This is a genomic window from Candidatus Pantoea edessiphila (assembly GCF_002933355.1).
GTDB classification, from domain to species: domain Bacteria; phylum Pseudomonadota; class Gammaproteobacteria; order Enterobacterales; family Enterobacteriaceae; genus Pantoea_C; species Pantoea_C edessiphila.
In genome coordinates, this window is sequence record NZ_PDKU01000001.1 from 186,167 (window position 1) to 210,076 (window position 23,910).

Sequence of the window (23,910 nt, forward strand, 5' to 3'; positions counted from 1 at the left end):
GAATATGTTTATTAAATATCTTAAATGTTAAGTTAGGAAGTTATACACGTAATGTTGATTGTATTTAAAATTTCGATTTAAAATATGTAATATTAATTATTATTAATTATTATAAAAATATTTAATACATCAGTTCTTATCTTAATAATTGTTTATTTGTATTTAAAAAACTAATTTCTATTGATTTTATATGTAAATAATATATCTTATATCAACACGAAAATTTGATTATTTAAAATTAATATCAGTTTGTTGATTTTTTAAATTAAATTATGTTATTCATTTATTTATATTTTTAAATGGGATAAAAATAATGAACTTTTTATTAAATTATGGACTTTTTTTGACAAAGTTGATAACAGTAATAGTTATTATGTTTACAGTAATATTAATCTTTATAAGTGGAACTTTAAGAAAAAAACATACTAACGGTCAACTTCACATAACAAATTTAAGTGAAGATTATCAACAAATGAAAAAAGATTTGCAATTAGCTAAATTGTCATTACAAGAAAAAAAAAATTGGTTAAAGAATGAAAAAAAAGAAAAAAAGAAGATATTAAAATTAGAAAAAATAGCTACAAAAAAAGGTGAAATAATAAAATCTAAACCAGCAATGTACGTTATTGATTTCAAAGGTAGTATAGATGCTAAAGAAGTTGATTCTTTGAGAAGAGAAGTTTCTGCAATATTATCCGTAAATCATGTTAATGATGAAATCTTAATTCGTTTAGAGAGTTCTGGTGGAGTGGTAAATGGTTATGGTTTGGCAGCTTCTCAACTGCAACGCATTAGGGATTGTGGTTTACGTGTTACTGTGGCTGTAGATAAAGTAGCAGCTAGTGGTGGCTATATGATGGCATGTGTGGCTCATCATATTATCGCAGCACCTTTTTCCGTTCTCGGTTCTGTAGGTGTAGTTGCACAAATTCCTAATTTTAACCGTTTATTGAAACATAATAATGTCGATGTAGAGCTTTATACTGCAGGAAAGTATAAACGTACTTTAACCTTGTTTGGAGAAAATACAAATGAAGGCCGTAGGAAATTTCAAGATGAAATAAATAAAACACATATACTATTTAAAGATTTTGTTCATAAAATGCGTCCTACAGTTAATATAGATAGTATATCAACAGGAGAACACTGGTATGGTAATCATGCAATAGAATTAGGTTTAGTCGATGAAATAGGTACTAGTGATGATTTTATTATTAAAGCTATGGATAAATTTAATGTTATAGGGGTAAGTTATATAAAAAAACGTAGTAAAATGTTTGATTATTTTATGGAAGTTAAAAATATTGTACAAACATATTTTTTCTAGATTTATGGAATCATGTTAAAATATTTTTTGAATATGATACTTTATGTACAAATTTTATTATGATATTTTTTATTTTAATAATGATTAATTTCATATAAAATGTTTTTATAAAATCAGTTTACTATATTCATTAAGTTATATTATCATCTTACGTTTATGCTTAATGCAAATTGTATTTTAGATCTAAATAAAATAAATATTTATATTATTTAAATAAATACATATAGTTTGAATTTGAGATTAATTATAAATATTAATAATTACTTTAATGTAGTATTTTAAATACGTGTCATTATGCATTTAATTGTTAAGAGAAAAATTTTAAATATATGATTCTGTAATGGATAGAAATTTTTATTTAGGTATCATTAAATATGAGTAAGACACTTGTTATTGTAGAATCGCCAGCAAAAGCTAGGACAATTAATCAATACCTTAACAGCGATTATATAGTAAAGTCTAGCATAGGTCATATTAGAGATTTGCCAAAAAGTAATAATAAAAATAAGGTTGTTTTAAATGCAAAAAAAAGTAAAAAAAATAAATTAGATAAAAAAACAGCTCTTATAAAACGTATGGGAATTGATCCTTATAACGATTGGAAGGCTGATTATCAAATCATTCCTGGCAAAGAAAAAATTGTTGCAGAATTAAAAACACTAGCTAAAAAAGTTGATAAAATTTATCTTGCAACAGATCTTGATCGTGAAGGTGAGGCTATTGCTTGGCATTTGCAAGAAATCATTGGTAATAATGATAAATTCAGTCGTATAATATTTAACGAAATTACAAAAAATAAAATTTTAAAAGCTTTTGAAAATCCTGTTAAATTAAATATTAATAAAGTATATGCCCAGCAAGCACGTCGTTTTATGGATCGTATTGTAGGTTATATGCTTTCTCCCTTATTGTGGAAAAAAATTGCTCGTGGATTATCTGCAGGTAGAGTACAATCGGTAGTTGTTCGATTAATAGTAGAGCGAGAACACAAAATCAAAACATTTGTTCCTAAGGAATTTTGGAAAACAAGAGGTAACTTTGTAACTTTAAAAAATGAAGAACTACAAATGGAAGTTACTCATTTCAACAAAGAAGTTTTCTCTCCTATTAATCAGATAGATATAGAAAAACATATTAAAATATTAGAACAATTATCTTATAAAATTATTAATAAAGAGAGAAAAACAACTTATCTTAAAGCTCCCGCACCTTATATTACTTCTACATTGCAGCAAGATGCTAATATACATTTAGGATTTAGCGTTAAAAAAACTATGCTAATTGCACAACGTTTATATGAAGCTGGTCACATAACTTATATGCGAACTGATTCTACTAGTATAAGTAAAGAAGCGATAGAAAATGTTCGTAATTACATTAAAACACGATTTGGTGAAATATATCTTCCAAAATATCATATAAATTATTGCAATAAACAAAACTCTCAAGAAGCTCATGAAGCAATTAGACCATCTAACATTGAATTATTATTGGATGATTTAGAAACAATAGAACCAGAAGCAAAAAAATTATATAAATTAATATGGCATCAGTTTATTGCATGTCAAATGATGCAAGCTTGTTATGAATTAATTACTATAACAGCAACAGCTGGACAATATAGGTTACAGTCTAAATCAAGAAAATTAGATTTTGACGGATGGCTAAGAATATTACCAAATAGGAAACATGAAAGTCATAAAATAATTGATGTTAATATTGGTGATATTATTAATCTTAAAAAATTAATACCAAGCCAGCATTTTACAAAACCATTACCAAGATTCAATGAAGCATCTTTAGTAAAAGAATTAGAGAAACTTAATATAGGACGTCCATCTACTTATTCAACGATAATTTCTACTATTCAAGAACGTGGATATATAAAAATTGAAAATAATCGCTTTTATGTTGAAAAAATAGGAAAAATAGTAACTGATTCCTTAAAAAGAAATTTTCATGAATTGATAAGTTATGATTTCAGTGCTCAAATGGAAAATACTCTTGATCAAATTGCAAATAATCAAGTGGAATGGAAAACAGTACTTAATACGTTTTTTAATAATTTTATTAAACAGTTTAATATAGCAGAAAAGAATCCTTTAGAAGGAGGTATGCAGTTAAATAATATAGTATTAATCTCAATTAATTGTTCAATTTGTGGTCGAATGATGGGTATTCGTACTGGAAGCACAGGAGTATTTTTAGGATGTTCAGGTTATTCACTAACCTTAAAAAATCGTTGTAAAAACACTATTAATCTAATATTAGAAAACGAAATAATAAATGTTGAAAAACAAAAAAATATTGAAATTAACAATAATATGATTAATAAATACTGTCAAAAATGTAATACACCTATGGATTGTTATATAACAACTAATAGCAAATATAAAATTTACATCTGTGGCAATAATCCAAGATGTGATGGATATAATATTGAAAAAGGTCAGTTCTATATTAAAGGAATCGAGCAGTTAATAATAAATTGTGAAAAATGTGGTTCTAAGATGGATTTAAAATTAGGGCGTTTTGGTAAATATATGAGTTGCATTAGTTGTAAAAATATACGTAAAATTCTAAAAGATGGTAATATTGCTCCACCTGCTGAAGATCCAGTCCCATTACCTGAATTACTTTGTAAAAAATCAAATGATTATTTCGTATTACGCAATAGTGCTACTGGAGTATTCCTTTCAGCAAGTACTTTTCCTAAATTACGTGAAACTAGAGCACCTTTAGTAGAAGAGTTAAAGCGTTTTAGCGACCGGTTACCCAGCAGTTTACAATATCTTGCTGATGCACCATCCACTGATCCAGAAGGAAATAAAACAGTAATACGATACAGTTATAATAAAAAACAACAGTATGTAAGTTCCAAGAAAAAAGGTAAAATAACTAATTGGAGCGCTTTTTATACACAAGGTAAATGGCAAGAAAATAAAAATTAATTATTTCAATATAAAAATAGATTTTAAATATCATTTTTACGTAATTAAATGTAAAAATGCGCTCTGTATTTATATATAAAATAATATATTAATTATGATTTAATTTCTAATAAATTGATTGTAATATTATTTCTAATATATATTATCTTTAATAATTCATATTAGATAATAATATATCAATTGGAATGTTATTCTGTAGATTACTGGGATAAACTAATTATGAAATTACAGCAGCTCCGCTATATCGTCGAGGTAGTTAATCATAACCTTAATGTTTCTTCGACCGCAGAAGGACTCTATACTTCACAACCTGGTATTAGTAAACAAGTGCGGATGCTGGAAGATGAATTAGGAGTACAAATTTTTGCACGTAGTGGGAAACATCTAACTAAAGTTACCATTGCTGGAGAAGAAATTATACGTATTGCTCGTGAGATATTATCTAAAGTTGATGCCATCAAATCAGTTGCAGGTGAATATACCTGGCCAGATAAAGGATCTTTATACATAGCTACTACACATACACAAGCACGTTACGCTTTACCTATGGTAATTAAAGGTTTCATTGAACGTTACCCTTTTGTGTCATTGCATATGCATCAAGGTTCTCCAACTCAGATTGTAGAGGCAGTATCAAAAGGAACTGCTGACTTTGCTATTGCTACTGAAGCATTACATTTATATGAAGATTTAGTAATGCTACCATGTTACCATTGGAATAGAGCTATTATTGTCACTGCAGATCATCCTCTAGCAGGAAAAAAAGAAATAACAGTTAATGAATTAGCTGAATTTCCATTAGTAACTTATACATTTGGCTTCACTGGGCGTTCAGAACTAGATATTGCGTTTAAAAGAATAGGATTAATTCCACGTATTGTTTTTACTGCTACTGATGCTGATGTTATTAAAACATATGTTAGGTTAGGTTTAGGAGTGGGTGTAGTGGCAAATATGGCTGTTGACCCAATATCTGATTCAGATTTAATAAGAATAGAAGCTTCTAATATTTTTACAAATAGTACTACAAAAATAGGTTTTCGTCGAAGTACTTTTTTAAGAAGTTATATGTATGATTTTATACATCGTTTTGCTCCTCACCTAACTAGAGATATAGTAGATAGTGCAGTATCTTTGCGTTCTAATGATGATATTGAAACAATGTTAAAAGATACAGTTCTACCATGTAAATAATTAAATTACATATATCTATTTTAAATGTTGGAATAACAGATGTTTTGCAAAAAATTAGTTTATAATAGTTCTAAATAAAATCAGTATTATAACTAGCTTTTTCATATTCATTAAGAAAAGCTAGTTATATATTTTTTTGATTAAAGGTAATCTTATATTAAAATATTACTAACCATAGGTTATATTAGCACAAATTTTGTCTAAAATTATAGCGTTTTAAGAAGTAATTTTTATTTTTTAAAAATGGTAACAAAAATTAAAAACTAATATTTTTAGTAAGATGTACTATCAATTTATTTTAAATTATTTTTAAAAACAGTAAGATATTTTATATGTTTAATATAAATAGTTATAAAATATTAAAAATCGATTGATTTTCCATTAAGATATGTAATATAAAATTTAAGAGATTCATTGATAAAATCTTTTTTAATAAAAACATTTAAATAGAAAATATCGATTTTATATTTTATCATTAAAAATGAACATAAATATAATAAACATTAGTATTATCTTGAGATAAAAATATTTTTATTTAGTGTATTAATTTGTAATACTATTGAAGTGCATTACAGGTATATCAAGCGGCTTATACTATTCACAAAATCACGTTTAATAAAGAATTTTACTTTAATTATTTATATTAATTATGATAGATCTAATAGATTTTATAAAATAAAAAATGTAGATATTAACTAAATTGAAAATCTAATTTACTAGATTATCAATAGAAACATTTTCTAACATTAAATCTTCAATAATAACTTGCTATAATAGCTGCAATATAAATAAATAATAATTATTTTCGTAATGATATTTTTTCTGAGAAACACCTGTTTTCTATAAGATAAAATTTTTGAATAATCATAAAAAATATAATTTTTACTGTAAAAAATCGATCATAACTAATTTGCTGATTAACATTATAATAACCTAAATTATGAATAGTTATTTTTAATAACATTTCGAAAAAATACTTACCCTTTTAATTTAATTAGAATAAGGATTTTAATCCCTCAAGCATTTAAGATAATTATTACAATTGTTAACTTTTAAACCATCTACAAACAGAATGATAAATTAAATAATAGTAAATTATTATTTTTAGGATTTTGTAAATAAATGTCCCATTTTTTTTGCTTTAGTATCAAGATAATACGAGTTTTTAGGATTTCTACCAACAACTAAAGGTACTCTTTCAATAACATTGATTCCACACTGTGTTAAAATTTCCACTTTTCTCGGATTATTAGTTAGCAATCTTATTGTACTAATACCTAGTAGTTTAAACATATCTGAACAAATCGTGAAATCTCTTTCATCTGCACTAAAACCTAGATGATGATTTGCTTCTACAGTGTCATAACCTTTATCTTGTAATGAATAAGCAAGAATTTTATTTAATAATCCAATATTGCGACCTTCCTGACGGTGATATAGTAAGATACCTGCGTTTTCTTCAGCAATAGCATTTAATGCTGATGTTAATTGGAAACCACAGTCACAACGAAGACTAAAAAATGCATCTCCAGTCAAACATTCTGAATGTATTCTAGCAAGTATTGAATTCTTATTACTAATATTACCAAACACTAATGCAATATGATTATGACCTGTTGATAATTCTTCAAAACCCACTATAAGAAAATCTCCCCATATTGTTGGTAATTTGGCTTCTGTCACTCGTTTAAGCTGCATTTAACTCTCCAAAAAACTCATAATAAAATGAACTACTCATATAACCATTTATATGGTATCTTATTTTTATATAATCTCCTAACTTAAATAGAAAACATAAAATTCATAAAAAATTTTATTCTTCATTTATTAAATGACATAACTTTATTAGGTTAACCATCTCTTTTTTTACAAGGAAAAACGGTGTTTAAAATTTTTCGTCATACTACGTTAGGAATGTTATTATTATTAGTGGTACCATTAATATTCTGGTTATCAGATTGGCATTGGCATCCTTATAAAAGCGCTATAACACTAAAGTGGATATTTTTGATAATGGAAACTGTTACTAGTCCATGGGTAATTTTGACTAATTTGATATTAAATACCTGGATATTTAAATGTTTACATTCCAAAGCAAAAATCTTATTAAAATTATTTTGTATAATTAATATTATAATTATTGCTGGTCAACAAATTAAATCTTTTGTAAAATGTAAATCCCAGGAACCACGTCCTTATATAATATGGTTAGAACATCATTACGGATTAAATATTCATAATTTTTATTTATTAAAAAATAAAGAGCGTAGTGAAATAGTATCAAATTTACTTAATTCTAATCAAATATTACCTGTTTGGCTTAAACGTCACTGGATACATGAAACAGGATATTCACTGCCATCAGGACATACTATGTTTGCTAGCAGTTGGGCATTATTGACTATATCGTTATTATGGCCGTATCGATGTTATAAAACAATAGCAATAATATTTATTTGGGCTTATTTTGTTTCAATAAGTCGTATGTTATTTGGTATGCATTGGATACAAGATCTCATATTAGCCAATATATTAGCTTGGATGTTAGTAAATCTAACAAACTACTTAGTAGATTTTAATAAATTATTATCTAATAATGCGAAAATATAGATAAAATTATTAATTAAAATTTGAAAAAATATTATTTTTTCAATAAAAAATGAAAATAAGTTTATTTTATAGTTAGCATTTCAATTATTCATTACTATTGTTATTTTTAAAACACTTATATTTTGTATTAATTATGATTATTTAACATACAGAAAATTTTATTGCACTTAAGGTAAGTATCATGATAATTTATTTTTATACTCTAATAATTGTATAGTTATTTATAAGATATATTATGAATTAATAAATAGCTATCATATTAAATTGTGATAAATATTAATAATATGATGCAATCAAAAAATAATAAATCTCAAATATTGATTTTAGCTCTTAATTTTAATAATTTAACAAAAACATTCAAACTAGTTGATGAAATAAATCCCAATACTTGCCATTTAAAGATAGGAAAAGAAATGTTCACATTATTTGGACCTTCTTTAGTCAAAGAGCTGCAGAAAAGAAATTTTTCTATTTTCCTAGATTTAAAATTTCATGATATTCCTAGTACAACTGCATATGCTATTGCTGCAGCAGCAGATCTTGGTGTCTGGATGTTAAACGTTCATGCGATTGGTGGAGTTCGTATGATGATAGCTGCAAAAAATGCTCTATTACCTTTAGGAAAAGATGCACCTCGTTTGGTTGCTGTTACCATACTAACTAGTATGGATACAAATGATTTAAAAAAATTAGGTATTTTTTCTTCTCCTGCAGAACAAGCAGAAAGATTACTCAAGTTAACGAAAGAATGTGGTTTAGACGGTGTAGTGTGTTCTGCTCATGAAGCAAAACGTTTTAGACAAATTACTAATAGTAATTTCATATTAATAGCTCCAGGTATTCGTCCTATAGGAAGCAATAAAAATGATCAAATACGTATAATGACTCCTCAACAAGCAAAAAAAGAAGGTATTAATTACCTAGTAATAGGAAGACCAATAACTCAATCTGTTAATCCCATTAAAACTTTAAATTCTATTATAAATGATCTAAAAAATATTTGATTTGATACGATTTATATTTATTAAGAATAAATATATATCGAAACTTATATTTAATCTTAATGAATTGGGCGTGCTTCTATAATGCGTTTGTTTAAACATACTTTTGTGATAGTTATATCTATAATATCAGTTACACGATAGATTATTTTACCTTTAACTTTTAGTATTCCATATTCTTGATTACATATTAACTCATCACGTACTGTATGAATAAATCCAACTGGAATAAAAGCTGTAGCTCCGTTATCTATTAACTTTACTCGCATACCGCTGCGAGAAATATGAACAATTTCAGTTCTAAATTTATGTTTACTGTTAGCAAACTTTGATAAATAACAAGCATATAACCAATCTCCAATATCTTTTTCAGCTATACGATTTAATCGTTTACGTTCACTAATCTTAGTGATTAATTTGTTATCAGGACATTCAATTTTCTTACCAAGAATTATTGCTTTTAATAATCTATGATTTAGCATATCAGTAAATTTACGCATAGGAGACGTCCAAGTTGCATAATCTTCAAGACCTAAACCAAAATGGGGACCTGGTTTAGTACTAATTTCAGCAAAGGATTGGAAACGTCTTAATCTGTTATTCAGCAATTGTGTAGGTTGATTATCTAATTTACGACGCAATAATCGAAAACCATCTAAGGTAGTAATATCTTTAGCATTAACTGTAATACCATGTGCAGCTAAAATTGTAACAGCTTGTTCAATGTTATTCGAATCAAATCCTAAATGTATGTTATAAATACCAAAACCTAATTTTTCACGTAATATTTTTCCTGCACACATATTAGCTAAAATCATAGATTCTTCTACAATATGATTAGCAGTTCTACGTAGCTCCGAAATTATTTCTAATACTTCTCCTTTTTCACTAATTAAAAATTTGTAATCTAAACGATCTTTAAACACAAGTGCATAAGTTTTTCTCCATTGATTACGTATTAAATATAAACGATATAACAGACGAATTTGATTCGCAATATTAATATCTATAGGCTTCCATGTTCCAATGTTTTCCAACCAATCAGAAACTTCATTATAAGCTAATTTAGCCTTAGATTTTATCCATGCAGCAAAAAAATTAATATCTTCTAAATTACCTTCTTTAGTTACAATAACACTGCAAGCTAATACTGGACGTTTAATGTTAGGACGTAAAGAACAAATATCATCAGATATTTGACGTGGCAACATAGGTATGTTAAATCCTGGTAAATAATTGGTAAAACCACGTTTAGAGGCGATAATATCTAATTGACTACCCACGGCAATATATGAAGTAGGATCAGCAATAGCAATAGTAAGATGTAAATGGCCATCAGATAATTCTTTTACATAAAGTGCATCATCCATATCTTCAGTACTTATATTGTCAATAGTAATAAAATCCATATCAACTAGATCCTTACGATCTAACTTTTCATCAATCATTTTACTTAAACAAATACTTGGCGCTTCACGTTCAAGATTATGACGTGATAACGTTACCCACCATGGAGCATACTGATCATTAGCTTTTACTATAAAATCAGTAATGTCAGCACAAAAACCTCGATTTCCTTTTAATGGATGTGAACACATTTTAGCTGCTGCCCAATCACCATTTTGAAAATTACAGCTTGAGTTTTTTATATTATGATAATTACAAGGAATTAATTCTGTTAAGAACTGATTATCCGGAAGTATAGAAATAATATTATTTTTTTTATAAATCCGACCTACAAAATGATTTAAAAATGGTTCAATCAATTTTTGAGGAATTGCTATTTCCTTATCTTCATTGTTATGTATAATCGCAATGATTCTATCACCGTGCATTACTTTCTTCATTTGTACTGGAGGAATAAAATAGCTTTTTTGTGCATTAACCTCTAAAAAGCCAAATCCTTTTTCTTTGCGTTTTACTACCCCTTCGACAAAAACAGTTTGTAATTTTAATTTTTTTTTCAGTTGTATAAGTACTGGATTGTTATGAAACATAATTTTTTTTAGTTATTATAAAAAAACGATAAATTCAACTTACTATCATTACAACAGTAATTTATAAAAACGTTATATTCTAAGTAGATAGTTTTAATTTAACTTGAACTGATTTAGAAGTTGGAGTATAACTATAATCACCAAAACTATCCATTGGTATTAAAACATTAGTTTCTGGATAATAAGCTGCTAAATTACCACTAGTAATATTATATGGTACAAGTTTGAAATTTTTAACAGAACGTTTAATTGCATCATTCCATACTGTTTCTATATCTACATTTTGTCCTGTTTTAAATCCTAATTTATTCATATCATTAATATTGATAAATAATACATTTCTTTGCCCATAAACACCGCGATAACGATCGTCAAAACCATAAATAGTAGTATTATATTGATCATGTGAACGCAATGTTTGTAAAGTAAAATTAACATCATTATTTAAATTTAAAAATATTGACTTAGGTAGCAAAGCATTGCTAAATTGAGCTTTTTTTGATGCAGTATTAAAAACATATTGTGAAGCTGCATTAGCTAAATAAAAACCTTTAAAAACACTACATTTTTTTGTTAGATTAGCAAATCCTGGAATAATATCAGCAATTTGTTTACGAATTAAGTTATAATTACTTGATAAAGCTTTCCAGTTTATTTTATTATCACCCAATGTTTTATAAGCTATTTCAGATATAATTGCAATTTCTGAACGTTGTTGACTAGATAGAGGTTCGCATCTACCTTGAGAACCATGTACCATACTAAATGTATCTTCAACAGTAATAAATTGATTTCTGTTATTTGTTTTATCTATTTCAGTCCGTCCAATTGTTGGAAGTATTAAAGATTCTCTTCCTGGTATTAAATGGCTACGATTTAATTTAGTACTAATATGAACTGTTATCCCACAACTTGAAAGAGCTTTTTTAGTACGTAAATAATCTGGCGCTGCTGCAGCTAAATTTCCTCCTAGGGAAATTAAAACTCTAACATTACCATTTAACATTGCATTTAATGCTTCAATAGTATTATGACCTTTTGATCTTGGAGCTTTAAAATCAAAATATTTTTCTAATTTATTAAGGAATGCAAGGTCAGGTTTTTCATTGATACCCATAGTTCTATTACCTTGCACATTACTATGACCACGAACTGGACATAAACCAGATCCTTTTTTTCCTATTTGTCCAAATAAAAGTTGTAAATTAACAATTTCTCTTACTGTATTAACAGAATGTTTATGTTGTGTGATACCCATTCCCCATGTACAAATTACCCTCTTTGCATTCTTGTAAATCAATGCTGCTTCGTAAATTTGTTTTTTTGTTAAGCCAGATTGTATTGTAATTTCATTCCATTTAGTACTATCTACTACTTTAAGATATTCATTTATCCCTTTAGTTTTATCTTTAATAAAATTACAATTAAATACATCATTTGTTTGACGATTTTCTTCTAGTAAACATTTCACAATACCACGTACTGCTGCCATATCACCTCCCAAATTTGGTTGATAATACGCAGTATTTATAATACTTTCCACAACAGTAATCACTTCAATTGGTCTCTTTGGATCTGCAAAACGTTCTAAACCGCGTTCTCTTAATGTATTAAAAACAACTATTTTTGCACCTCTATCTGATGCACGACGTAAACTATGTAGCATCCTAGGATGGTTAGTGCCAGGATTTTGACCAAAAACGAAAATAGCATCTGCGTGATTAAAATCATCTAAACGAACAGTACCTTTAACCGTACCAATACTTAGATTTAAACCTATACCACTAGCTTCATGACACATATTTGAACAGTCAGGAAAATTATTTGTACCTATTAAGCGACCAAATAGTTGGTACAGCCAAGCTCCTTCATTACTAGTACGTCCTGAAGTGTATAATTCCAATTGATTTGGATGATCCATTGTATTAATATGTTTAGCAATCAACTCAAAAGCGTTATCCCAACTAATAAATTCATAATGATTGTTTCTTGAATTATAATAAACAGGATCGACTAAGCGACCTTGATATTCTAAAAAATGATCGTTTTGCTTATATAAATAATTAACACTATTTCTAGCAAAAAAATTTTTATCAACAGATCTATTAGTAGTTTCCCAAGCAACTGCTTTTGCTCCATTTTCACAAAAATCAAAAATACTTTTGTTATCATTGCCCCAAGCACATCCTGGACAATCAAATCCATCTTGTTTATTAATCTTTAAAAGATTCCTTATACTCTTGAAAGTAGCCTTACTATCAAAAATAAAACGGGCTGTAGATTTTATTGAATCCCATCCACCAGCAGCTGAATTATAAGGTTTTATTTTATTTTTAAATTTCATAATAAATAAAAAACAACAATAATTTTATAATAACCATAACATGATATTATGTATACGATCTGGTAGGCTTAAATTAACATAAAATTACATCGTTAGTTTAATATTTTTATGTTATTAAAATATAATCATATCTTACCTATAGTTGAAATATTAAAACCACCATCGACATAAATAATTTGTCCTGTAATACCACTTGCTAAATCAGAACATAAAAAAGCAGCTGAATTTCCTATTTCTTCAATAGTTACTGTACGGCGAATGGGAGTGATTTGCTTACAATAATTTAATATTTCTCTAAAATTTTTAATACCTGAAGATGCTAATGTACGAACAGGACCAGGAGATATAGCGTTAACACGTACACTTTCTGGACCCATTGCATTTGCAATATAACGAACATTTGCTTCTAGAGAAGCTTTCGCTGGTCCCATTACGTTATAATTAGGTATTATTCGATCAGCTCCTAAATAAGATAAAGTTAATAATGCTGAATTCTTATTCAACATCATTCTGCATTCTTTTGCCATAGAAACAAAACTATAACTACTGACTATATGGGAAATCATAAAGCCATCTTGTGTAACATTATTTACATAATCTCCATTCAACTGGTTTTTTGGAGCAAATGCTATAGAATGCACTAAACCGTCAAATGTTTTCCATATTTTAGATAATGTGATAAATAATAACTTGATATTATTATTTTGAGATACATCACATGGTATTACGATATTTGAATTAAAACATGTAGCTAATTCTTCAACACGATACTTTAATTTATTGTTATGATATGTAAAAGCTAATTCTGCTTTTTGTTTATACATAGCTTTTGCAATTCCGTAAGCAATGGATAATTTACTAGCAACACCAGTAATTAAAATTCGTTTACCACTAAGAAAACCCATGATCTTATCCTTAAATTATTTTTTTAATCAATGAAAATAATTTCATGAATCATAAATATTAAAAATACAATTATTAACATAAATTCTAAAAATAAATAAACTTAAAGATTATATAGTTCAAACATAATTGCTTAGATAAGAAATATTATTATAATTTTCTAATTGTTATATTATCTTTAAAACTTGAATTTAAGTGTTTACTATTAAGTTACTTTAAAAATTGATGATTTTAAAACAGTATCTAAATTAATTTAAACACTATATATCTTTAATACAAGCAATATCGTAATAGAAACAAATTATAAATATTTAGGTTTAGTAATAAATGTATTCTTACTATAATATCCAAACTAATATATCCAAACTAATTATAAATGAATTATTATGATGTAAGAATTATATTTTCGCTATTATATTATATTAATTTGTAGTTACTAATATATACTATTTAATATATTCCTTTATTTTTATAAATTTCCCATTGTTTTATTTAATTTTAATTTATTATTTTTAATAAGGAACGTATATGTTAATCGGGATAACTAAAGAAAAATTAATAAATGAGTCCCGTGTAGCTGCTACACCGCAGACCGTGAGCAAATTGATCAATTTAGGTTTTAGTGTCAAGATTGAAAATGATGCAGGTAAAAATGCAAATTTTGATAATCAAAGCTATATTGATGCAGGAGCAGAAATTACTAGTACTCAGGAAATTTGGCAACTTGATATTATTTTAAAAATCAATGCACCTGATGATAAAGAAATATCTTTATTAAAAGAAGGTAGTATATTAATAAGTTTTATTTGGCCTGCTAAAAATCAACTCCTTGTTAACCAACTAGCAAAAAAGAAAATAACAGTAATTGCAATGGATTCTATACCTCGCATTTCCCGTGCACAATCCCTAGATGCATTGAGTTCAATGGCAAATATTGCAGGTTACCGTGCTGTAGTAGAAGCAGCTTATGCATTTGATAGATTTTTTGGTGGTCAGATTACAGCAGCAGGTAAATTATTACCTGCCAAAGTATTAGTTATTGGAGCAGGTGTATCCGGTTTATCAGCTATAAGTGCTGCAAAAAATATGGGTGCTATAGTACGCGCATTTGATACTCGTTCTGAAGTTAAAGAACAAATACAAAGCTTAGGAGCTGAATTTCTACAATTAGATTATGAGGAAACAATCAATTCTAATGATGGATATGCCTCTGTAATGTCTAAAGATTTTATTAAAGCTGAAATGAAATTATTTAATCATCAAACAAAAGAAGCAGATATAGTAATAACTACAGCTTTAATTCCAGGTAAAGAAGCACCGAAACTTATCACAGAACAAATGGTACAAGGTATGAAATATGGCAGTGTAATTGTTGATCTAGCTATACAATCAGGTGGAAATTGTTCATTAACTATTCCCGATAAGATTATAACTACAAATAATGGAGTTAAAATTATTGGATATACAGATCTCGCAAGCCGTTTGCCAACCCAATCATCGCAATTATATGCAAATAATATATTAAATTTAATAAAATTAATATCTAAAGGTAAACAAGGTAAAATAGAACTAGATTTTAATGATGTTGTGGTTCGTCATATTACTATTATTGATAAAGGTAATATTATTTGGCCAGCTCCTCCTATTAAGATTTCTATTGGACCTGAAATAAAATCACCTGAATCTCAAGAAGAAAAATTAAAAAAACAACAAAAAACAAAAAAAAATCAGGATTATTATAATTATAAGTATATTTTTGCTATCATGATGTCGGTAGTTTTTGTTTGTTTATCGAATAAAGCTTCTTCTGATTTATTATCTCATGTTACTATATTTATCCTTTCATGCATAGTGGGTTACTATATAGTCTGGAATGTTAATCATGCTTTACATACTCCATTGATGTCTGTCACTAATGCTATATCAGGAATTATTATTATTGGAGCAATATTGCAAATAGGTGATAGTAATATTACCAATTATATTGCTTTTATTGCAATTTTAATCTCTAGTATTAATATATTCGGTGGTTTTAATGTTACTAATCGAATGCTAAAAATGTTTCGTAAGGGGTAGACTATGTATAGTGGATTAGTTAAATCAGCATACATTATTTCTGCAATACTTTTTATTTGTAGTTTAGTCGGTCTTTCAAAACATAATACCTCTAAACAAGGCAATTTTTTTGGTATTGTTGGAATGATAATTGCATTAATTATTACTATTATGATGCAAAAAATACTTTATAATACTTTTTTAATTTTTACAGCTATGGTTATAGGTGGATTGATCGGTATTTTTTTATCAAGAAAAATTGAAATGACTAAAATGCCAGAATTAATTGCTATTTTGCATAGTTTTGTTGGTCTAGCAGCAGTACTAGTAGGTATTAATAGCTATTTGAATTTATCTCCTGATATATCATCTTTAATAAATAATAATATTCATTTAATTGAAATTTTTGTTGGTGTGTTTATTGGTGCAATCACATTTACTGGTTCTTTAGTAGCATTCTGTAAATTGTCTGGCAAAATCAATTCGCGTCCACTAGCATTACCGCATTATCATAAACTAAATTGTTTAATGTTAGTCATTTCATTTTTCTTATTATTATGTTTTATAAATACTAATGATCTTATTTTACAAATAATCTCACTAACAATAATGACTTTCATAGCATTTTTATTTGGAGGACAGGTGGTACTCTCTATTAGTGGTGCTGATATGCCAGTTATAGTATCTATGTTGAACTCTTATTCCGGTTGGGCTGCAGCAGCATCAGGATTTGCATTGAGTAATGACCTCTTAATAATTACAGGTTCTTTAGTTGGATCATCTGGAGCTATTCTTTCTTTTATTATGTGTAAAGCAATGAATCGTTCATTTATTAATGTAATTTTAGGAGGATTACATAACAATATAATTGATATTAAAAAGGAAAATATTAAAGGAACGTATCGTGAAATATCAATAGAAGAAATAACAGATTTTTTAAAAAATTCTTCATCTGTTATAATCGTTCCTGGATACGGAATGGCAGTTGCACAAGCTCAACATTCAGTAGCAAAAATTACTCAAAAATTACAATCACTTGGCATAAAAGTACTTTTTGCTATTCATCCAGTGGCTGGTCGCTTGCCAGGACATATGAATGTATTACTTGCAGAAGCGCGAGTTCCATATGATATAGTGTTGGAGATGGATGAAATCAATAATAATTTTATTAATACTGACATAGTATTAGTTATTGGAGCTAACGACACTGTAAATCCAGCTGCACAAGAAGATCCTAATAGTCCAATATCCGGTATGCCTGTTCTAGAAGTATGGAAAGCTAAAAATGTTATAATCTTTAAAAGATCTATGAGTTCTGGTTATGCTGGTGTTAATAATCCATTGTTTTTAAAAGATAATACATACATGCTATTTGGTGATGCAAAAATCACTACTGATTCTATCTTAAAATTAATCTAAAATTATTAAAGATTATTAATATGATATTTAGTTTTTATTTATTTATATATCACCAACCATTTTATCGGGTTTCACCAAGTTATCGAATTCTACTTCTGTCAGATATCCTAACTGCATTGCGGCAGTTTTCAGAGTTAAGTTTTCCTTATATGCTTTTTCAGCTATTTTTGCTGCTTTATCGTATCCTATATAGTTGTTAAGAACGGTAACTAGCATCAGTGATTCATTTAAAAGTTTATCAATCCTTGCATAAGCTGGTTCAATACCGTTAATACAATAACGGTTAAAACTATCTATGCCATCTGTAATAAGACGAATTGACTGAAGAAAATTATATAATATCATTGGACGAAATACATTTAATTCAAAGTTTCCTAAAGAACCGCCTATACTAATAGAGACATCATTACCCATAACTTGACAACAAATCATAGTTATTGCTTCACACTGAGTAGGGTTTACCTTACCTGGCATTATTGAACTTCCTGGTTCATTTGCAGGAATAGTTATTTCACCAATACCACAACGTGGACCTGATGATAACCATCTTATATCATTAGCAATTTTCATTAAAGATACTGCTAAGCTTTTTAATGTTCCATGTGAATTTACTACTGCATTAGTACTACTTAAAGATTCAAATTTATTTGGAGCTGTAACAAATGGATGTTGAGTGAAATCAGCAATAATTTTAGCAATACTAATTGCATAATCTTGATGAGTATTTAATCCTGTACCAACAGCTGTACCACCTAATGCTAATTCAAATAAATTAGGGATGCTCTTTTCTATATATTTAATATTATTTTCTAACATTGCCACCCAACCAGAAATTTCTTGTCCTAATGTTAAGGGTATAGCATCTTGTAAATGAGTACGACCAATTTTTACTATATTTTTAAATGATTCAGATTTACTATATAAAATATTTTTTAGCTTTATTATTTTTGGCAGCATTTGTTCAATAATAGTAATTGCTGAAGCTATATGTATAGCACTTGGAAAAACATCATTGGAACTTTGACTTTTATTGACGTCATCATTAGGATGTACTAGTCTCGATACACCTCTTTTACCTCCCAAAATTTCACTAGCTCTGTTAGCTAATACTTCATTCATATTCATATTAGTTTGAGTACCAGAACCTGTTTGCCAAACAACTAACGGAAATTCTTCATTATGTTTACCATCCATTACTTCATCAGCAGCTTGAATAATTGCTTCAGAAATATGTTTTTTTAATAATCCTAACTTATAGTTTACTATTGCTGCAGACCGTTTAATTAACGCTAAAGAAGAAATAAATGAATTAGGCATTTTTTCTATAGAAATATGGAAATGTTCTAAAGCACGTTGAGTTTGTGCTCCCCATAATCTGTTACTAGGTACATTTACAGATCCCATTGAATCTTTTTCGATGCGACTTGGTATCACTATAAAATCTCCTTATAAATAATTATTACTATATATGAAACATAATAATATATTTTACATGTATAAGATATGAAAAAACTTCATCTATGTTATATCCTATAATATATATTATATAAAATTATTTTATTAGCATATGATACTAAAACTAAAGAATTCTTTACAATATTATGAATGGGGTAACAAATATTTTTTAAAAAATCATTATAATATTAAAAATCCTAGAAATTTACCTATGGCTGAATTATGGATAGGTACTCATCCTAAAAATCCTTCAAAAGTATATTTTAACAATAAAACTATACTTCTTAGCGATGTTATCAACATAAATCCACAACAATTATTAAGTAATTCAGTATTCCAATATTTTGGTAGCGATTTACCTTTTTTATTTAAAATATTATGCGTTGAAAATCCTTTGTCAATTCAAGTACATCCAAATAAATTTAACGCTAAATTAGGATTTGAAAATGAAAATATAAAATCAATTCCATTAAATAGTGACAATCGTATTTATAAAGATGATAATTATAAACCTGAATTAATCTATGCTATTACTCCCTTTTATGTATTAAGTGGATTTAAAAAATTTTCTCAAATAATTATATTATTAAATAAAGTTATTGATATTAATCCCTCAATCAGTTGTTTCCAGAAAAATCCAAATAAATATACTTTATCAAAAGTATTAAAATATTTTTTATATCTGGAAGGTAAAGAAAAATTAATTGCATTAAACAAATTAAAATCTAATGTTGAAGTACTAAAAGAAGAACCTTGGAATATACTGAAGAAAATAATGAAACAATATCCTGAAGATAATGGTTTATTCTTATTTTTATTTTTTAATTATGTTTTTGTAAAACCAGGAGAAGCTATTTTTATCGATTCTGGAACACCGCATACTTACTTAAAAGGCATTGCGATAGAAATTTCTGCTAATTCTGATAATGTTATACGTGCAGGATTAACATCAAAATATAAAAACATACCAGAATTTCTAACCAATATAACATATCAAGAAAACTTCTTAAATCAAATGGTCATAAAACCTGAGAAAAGAATAAATGAAGTACATTTCCCTGTTAAAGTAAAAGATTTTTCTTTCTCAATTCATTCATTACAAAATGAATCTCAATTTATATATCAAAGAAGCATGGCAATATTGTTTTGTATTGCAGGTCAATTTGCTATTGTTAAAAAAAATAAACATGTTATATTCAAATCAGGTGAATCTTATTTTATTTCTGCAGATGAAATGCCAATAAATATCACTGGTAATGGTTTATTTGCTCGTGTATTTAATAAACTAAATTAAATAACTAATAGTATACAATATAAGATATCAAAAGAATATATAAAAATATGGCAATAGTAGAAGATCAAGATATAACCAATATATTGCATTATCTTAATCCAAATCAAAGAATAAAGAAAAATTCGGCATATATTAAAGAAGATTGTTGTATAGGCTGTAATAAATGTGCTAAATTATGTCCGGCCAAAGCTATAGTGGGTAGTATGCGTACTGTTCATACAGTAATGAGTAAAAACTGTATTTCTTGTGATATATGTATTGAATCTTGCCCAGTAAATTGTATCAAAATTATTCCAGTAGATATTACTATTAATAATTTACAATCTAACAAAGAAGATGTATCTATAAGTTTAAATTTAATTTATAACCATAAATAATAGCTAATCAACCTATCTATTATTAAAACAATAATTTAATTAATATTATCCTATTTATATAAAATGCAATTAATAATAATCTAGATGAATCAAGTAATGCGTGTAGAAATACTTAATCGTTTGAAAAAAATAAATCCAAATCCAGTGATTGAACTTAATTTCAGTTCTCCTTTTGAACTTTTAATATCTACTTTACTATCAGCCCAAGCTACTGATAATATAGTTAATAAGGTCACAGCAAAACTTTATAAAAAAGCTAACACTCCTAAAAGCTTATTAAAATTAGGTGTCAGTGAAATTATAAAATATATAAAACCTATTGGATTGTATAATATTAAGTCAATGAATATTATAAAAATTTGTCATATTTTATTAGAAAGATATGATGGTAAAGTACCAAGTAATCAAATGGAATTAGAAACGTTACCAGGAGTTGGGAAAAAAACTGCTAACATTATACTAAATGTCATTTTTAATATACCTACAATTGCAGTGGATACACATGTTTTTCGTGTATGTAATCGCACTGGGTTTGCTTCTGGTAAAAATGTTAATCAAGTAGAAAACAAATTACTCAAAACAGTACCAAAAATTTTTAAAAAAAACTGTCATATTTGGATGGTATTACATGGAAGATATATTTGTAAAGCACGTAATCCAAGATGTGACGTTTGTAAGATTCAAGATTTATGCAATTATTATGAAAAAAATAAATATTTATATTATGCATTTATTTGAATATATCCTATTCTTAATAGTTCCTAAGTAAATTAAATATACTCGTATAAATTTTTATAAATCATAACCAATTAATTAAACAGTAATTTTTTTTCCCGCGTCTAATCAATGTATATTTGCTAAATAGTTTATCAATTTTTCCAAATTTATATTTAGGGTTGGATTGTTTTATGCCATTAATATAAATTGCATTAAAATTAATCATATTACGAGCTTGACTAAAAGAAGTAACTAATTTTGATTTTACTAAAGCTTGTTGTAAGCTTTCAGATTCATTAAGTATGATAGTTGGCACACCATCATATGCAAGTTGTCTGAAATCAGATTCAGTCATATTAATAATATTATTAGAAAATAAATTTTGAGTAATACGCTTTGCAGCATTAAAACCATTTTCTCCATGCACTAAGGTAGTCATTTGTTCGGCTAATACATATTGTGCCTTTGGTGTTTTATTTATATTTTTATCTTCATATTCTAATTTATTAATTTCAACATTATTAATAGATGTAAAATACTTTAAGAAACGATAAACATCATCATCAGAAGTATTAATCCAAAATTGATAAAATTTATAAGGACTGGTTTTTTTAGAATCTAGCCATATAGTCTCTTTTTCAGTTTTACCGAATTTGGTACCGTCAGATTTTGTAATTAAAGGAACAGTTAAACCAAAGACCTGGTTATTATTTAATCGACGTGTTAATTGAATACCTGATGTAATATTACCCCATTGATCAGATCCACCAATCTGTAATGAAACTTTATATATTTCATTCAGATAAGCAAAATCATAACTTTGTAATAGATTGTAAGAAAACTCAGTAAAAGATAAACCATGATCATTACGGTTTAAACGTTGTTTAATGGATTCTTTATTAATCATTTGATTAACAGAAAAATATTTTCCTATATTTCTTAGAAAACTCAATATATTCATATTTTTGAACCAATTAAGATTATTAGTAATAATAGCACTATTCAATCCACAATCGAAATCCAAAAACTTTACTAATTGTTTTTGGATTTTTTCAGTCCATGTTACTACTATATCTCTAGAATTAAGTTTACGTTCTATTGCTTTAAAGCTAGGATCTCCAATTAAACCGGTAGCACCACCAAGTAATATAATTGGTTTATGACCAAATTTTTGAAAATATCTTAAACATATTAATGGTATTAGATGACCTATATGTAAGCTATCAGCCGTAGGATCGAAACCACAATAAACGACTATAGAACCGTGCTTTAATTTTTTTATGAGCTCATTTTGATTAGTTAACTGACATATTAATTCTCTACTATTTAAATAATCTATAATACTTGTTGTAATCATTTTTATATCCAAATTAATAAATTAATTAAAATTACAATAATAATATGAAAATTGTTTATGGCGCAAGCCGATATATTTTCCAAATATTATTTTCTAATTTATATAGAAATCTATCGTGTAATCTATGTTTACCTCCTTGCCAAAATTCCATTGTATTAAACTTGACTCTGAAACCACCCCAAAAATTAGGTAGTGGAATTTTACAATTTTTAAATTTATTAGCGATCTTTAAGAAAGATCTTTCCAGAACTTGACGAGACTTAAGTAATGAGGATTGTCTAGATGCCCAAGTACTGATTTTGCTTTCACGAGGACGTTTATTAAAATATTTCAATGTTTCTAATATAGATAATTGTTCTATTTTACCTAAAACCATTAATTGACGATCAAGAAAACTCCAGAAAAAATGCAATGAAATATTAGGATTTTTGATTAAATGATTTACCTTTCTACTATTAAGATTAGTATAAAAAACTAAACCTTTTACATCATAATATTTTAACAATACAGTACGTTGATATGGTTGGCCATTTTGATCTACTGTTGCTACTGTCATAGCTGTAGGATCTGGTAAGCGTGCTTGACAAGCCTGTGTTAACCAATGCTCAAATAAAATTAAAGGGTCAGCTGGTAAATCTTTACGATTTAGTCTTCCCTTTATATATTCTCTTCGTAATTTAGAAATATCATTAAATTCTTTCAGATAATTCATAATTATTACTCATGTTAAAATATAACACAATTTTTTATAAATAATAAAATTCTAACCTATTACATATTGATCTAAATATAAATGTACTCAGCAAAATGCATATATTATTTATTATTCTCAATAATAAAATAATTTGAAAAATAATCTAATACTGTTAAGTATCACAATAACATTAGTCTAATATTACTTAACGTACG

The 23,910-nt window shown here is 27.0% G+C and carries 17 protein-coding genes; 10 read left to right on the forward strand and 7 right to left on the reverse strand.

What is annotated here, in order from left to right:
• Positions 1 to 313 precede the first annotated feature (313 nt).
• The 3 genes from sohB to cysB all read left to right on the forward strand — a co-directional run bounded on the left by sohB (position 314) and on the right by cysB (position 5,472).
• Entirely contained in the window at positions 314 to 1,327 is a 1,014-nt protein-coding gene (gene sohB / locus CRV10_RS00915; protein ID WP_136129948.1) for a protease SohB, read from the forward strand.
• A gap of 374 nt (positions 1,328 to 1,701) precedes the next feature.
• Positions 1,702 to 4,278 carry a type I DNA topoisomerase gene (gene topA / locus CRV10_RS00920; RefSeq protein WP_136129949.1) on the forward strand — a complete coding sequence of 859 codons (2,577 nt, stop codon included), beginning with the start codon at positions 1,702 to 1,704 and terminating at the stop codon, positions 4,276 to 4,278.
• A 219-nt stretch (positions 4,279 to 4,497) separates the two neighbouring features.
• Entirely contained in the window at positions 4,498 to 5,472 is a 975-nt protein-coding gene (gene cysB, locus CRV10_RS00925; protein WP_136129950.1) for an HTH-type transcriptional regulator CysB, read from the forward strand.
• Between the two features lie 1,104 nt (positions 5,473 to 6,576).
• On the opposite strand, the gene ribA is transcribed toward cysB, so the two are convergent.
• Positions 6,577 to 7,170 carry a GTP cyclohydrolase II gene (gene ribA, locus CRV10_RS00930; protein WP_136129951.1) on the reverse strand — a complete coding sequence of 198 codons (594 nt, stop codon included), beginning with the start codon at positions 7,168 to 7,170 and terminating at the stop codon, positions 6,577 to 6,579.
• Between the two features lie 183 nt (positions 7,171 to 7,353).
• Here ribA and pgpB point away from each other — a divergent pair, with 183 nt between their 5' ends.
• Together pgpB and pyrF are read left to right on the forward strand one after the other, a co-directional pair.
• The gene (gene pgpB / locus CRV10_RS00935; protein ID WP_136129952.1) at positions 7,354 to 8,082 is read left to right on the forward strand and encodes a phosphatidylglycerophosphatase B; all 729 of its coding nucleotides are present in this window, start codon (positions 7,354 to 7,356) and stop codon (positions 8,080 to 8,082) included.
• A 287-nt stretch (positions 8,083 to 8,369) separates the two neighbouring features.
• Complete coding sequence (pyrF, locus tag CRV10_RS00940; RefSeq protein WP_136130093.1) at positions 8,370 to 9,086, forward strand: orotidine-5'-phosphate decarboxylase; 717 nt, start codon at positions 8,370 to 8,372, stop codon at positions 9,084 to 9,086.
• 56 nt (positions 9,087 to 9,142) lie between these two features.
• On the opposite strand, the gene CRV10_RS00945 is transcribed toward pyrF, so the two are convergent.
• The 3 genes from CRV10_RS00945 to CRV10_RS00955 all read right to left on the reverse strand — a co-directional run bounded on the left by CRV10_RS00945 (position 9,143) and on the right by CRV10_RS00955 (position 14,329).
• Positions 9,143 to 11,080 (reverse strand): exoribonuclease II, encoded by a 1,938-nt coding sequence (locus tag CRV10_RS00945; RefSeq protein WP_136129953.1) that lies wholly within the window; start codon positions 11,078 to 11,080, stop codon positions 9,143 to 9,145.
• A 79-nt stretch (positions 11,081 to 11,159) separates the two neighbouring features.
• Positions 11,160 to 13,424 carry an FdhF/YdeP family oxidoreductase gene (locus CRV10_RS00950; RefSeq protein WP_136129954.1) on the reverse strand — a complete coding sequence of 755 codons (2,265 nt, stop codon included), beginning with the start codon at positions 13,422 to 13,424 and terminating at the stop codon, positions 11,160 to 11,162.
• 125 nt (positions 13,425 to 13,549) lie between these two features.
• A complete protein-coding gene (locus tag CRV10_RS00955; RefSeq protein ID WP_136129955.1) occupies positions 13,550 to 14,329 on the reverse strand; it encodes an SDR family oxidoreductase in 780 nt (259 codons plus the stop codon).
• A gap of 526 nt (positions 14,330 to 14,855) precedes the next feature.
• Between CRV10_RS00955 and CRV10_RS00960 the strand changes: the two genes are divergently transcribed.
• Entirely contained in the window at positions 14,856 to 16,403 is a 1,548-nt protein-coding gene (locus tag CRV10_RS00960; protein ID WP_136129956.1) for a Re/Si-specific NAD(P)(+) transhydrogenase subunit alpha, read from the forward strand.
• A 3-nt stretch (positions 16,404 to 16,406) separates the two neighbouring features.
• The gene (gene pntB, locus CRV10_RS00965) at positions 16,407 to 17,801 is read left to right on the forward strand and encodes a Re/Si-specific NAD(P)(+) transhydrogenase subunit beta (protein WP_136129957.1); all 1,395 of its coding nucleotides are present in this window, start codon (positions 16,407 to 16,409) and stop codon (positions 17,799 to 17,801) included.
• A 42-nt stretch (positions 17,802 to 17,843) separates the two neighbouring features.
• Here pntB and fumC read toward each other — a convergent pair whose 3' ends face one another.
• The gene (fumC, locus tag CRV10_RS00970; protein WP_136129958.1) at positions 17,844 to 19,235 is read right to left on the reverse strand and encodes a class II fumarate hydratase; all 1,392 of its coding nucleotides are present in this window, start codon (positions 19,233 to 19,235) and stop codon (positions 17,844 to 17,846) included.
• 133 nt (positions 19,236 to 19,368) lie between these two features.
• Here fumC and manA point away from each other — a divergent pair, with 133 nt between their 5' ends.
• The 3 genes from manA to nth all read left to right on the forward strand — a co-directional run bounded on the left by manA (position 19,369) and on the right by nth (position 21,665).
• Positions 19,369 to 20,550 (forward strand): mannose-6-phosphate isomerase, class I, encoded by a 1,182-nt coding sequence (manA, locus tag CRV10_RS00975; RefSeq protein WP_136129959.1) that lies wholly within the window; start codon positions 19,369 to 19,371, stop codon positions 20,548 to 20,550.
• A 47-nt stretch (positions 20,551 to 20,597) separates the two neighbouring features.
• Complete coding sequence (locus tag CRV10_RS00980) at positions 20,598 to 20,927, forward strand: RnfABCDGE type electron transport complex subunit B (protein WP_136129960.1); 330 nt, start codon at positions 20,598 to 20,600, stop codon at positions 20,925 to 20,927.
• Positions 20,928 to 21,011: 84 nt separating this feature from the next.
• Positions 21,012 to 21,665 carry an endonuclease III gene (gene nth, locus CRV10_RS00985; RefSeq protein WP_136129961.1) on the forward strand — a complete coding sequence of 218 codons (654 nt, stop codon included), beginning with the start codon at positions 21,012 to 21,014 and terminating at the stop codon, positions 21,663 to 21,665.
• Between the two features lie 61 nt (positions 21,666 to 21,726).
• Here nth and tyrS read toward each other — a convergent pair whose 3' ends face one another.
• Entirely contained in the window at positions 21,727 to 23,001 is a 1,275-nt protein-coding gene (gene tyrS, locus CRV10_RS00990) for a tyrosine--tRNA ligase (RefSeq protein ID WP_136129962.1), read from the reverse strand.
• 55 nt (positions 23,002 to 23,056) lie between these two features.
• The gene (gene pdxH / locus CRV10_RS00995; protein WP_136129963.1) at positions 23,057 to 23,713 is read right to left on the reverse strand and encodes a pyridoxamine 5'-phosphate oxidase; all 657 of its coding nucleotides are present in this window, start codon (positions 23,711 to 23,713) and stop codon (positions 23,057 to 23,059) included.
• Positions 23,714 to 23,910 lie beyond the last annotated feature (197 nt).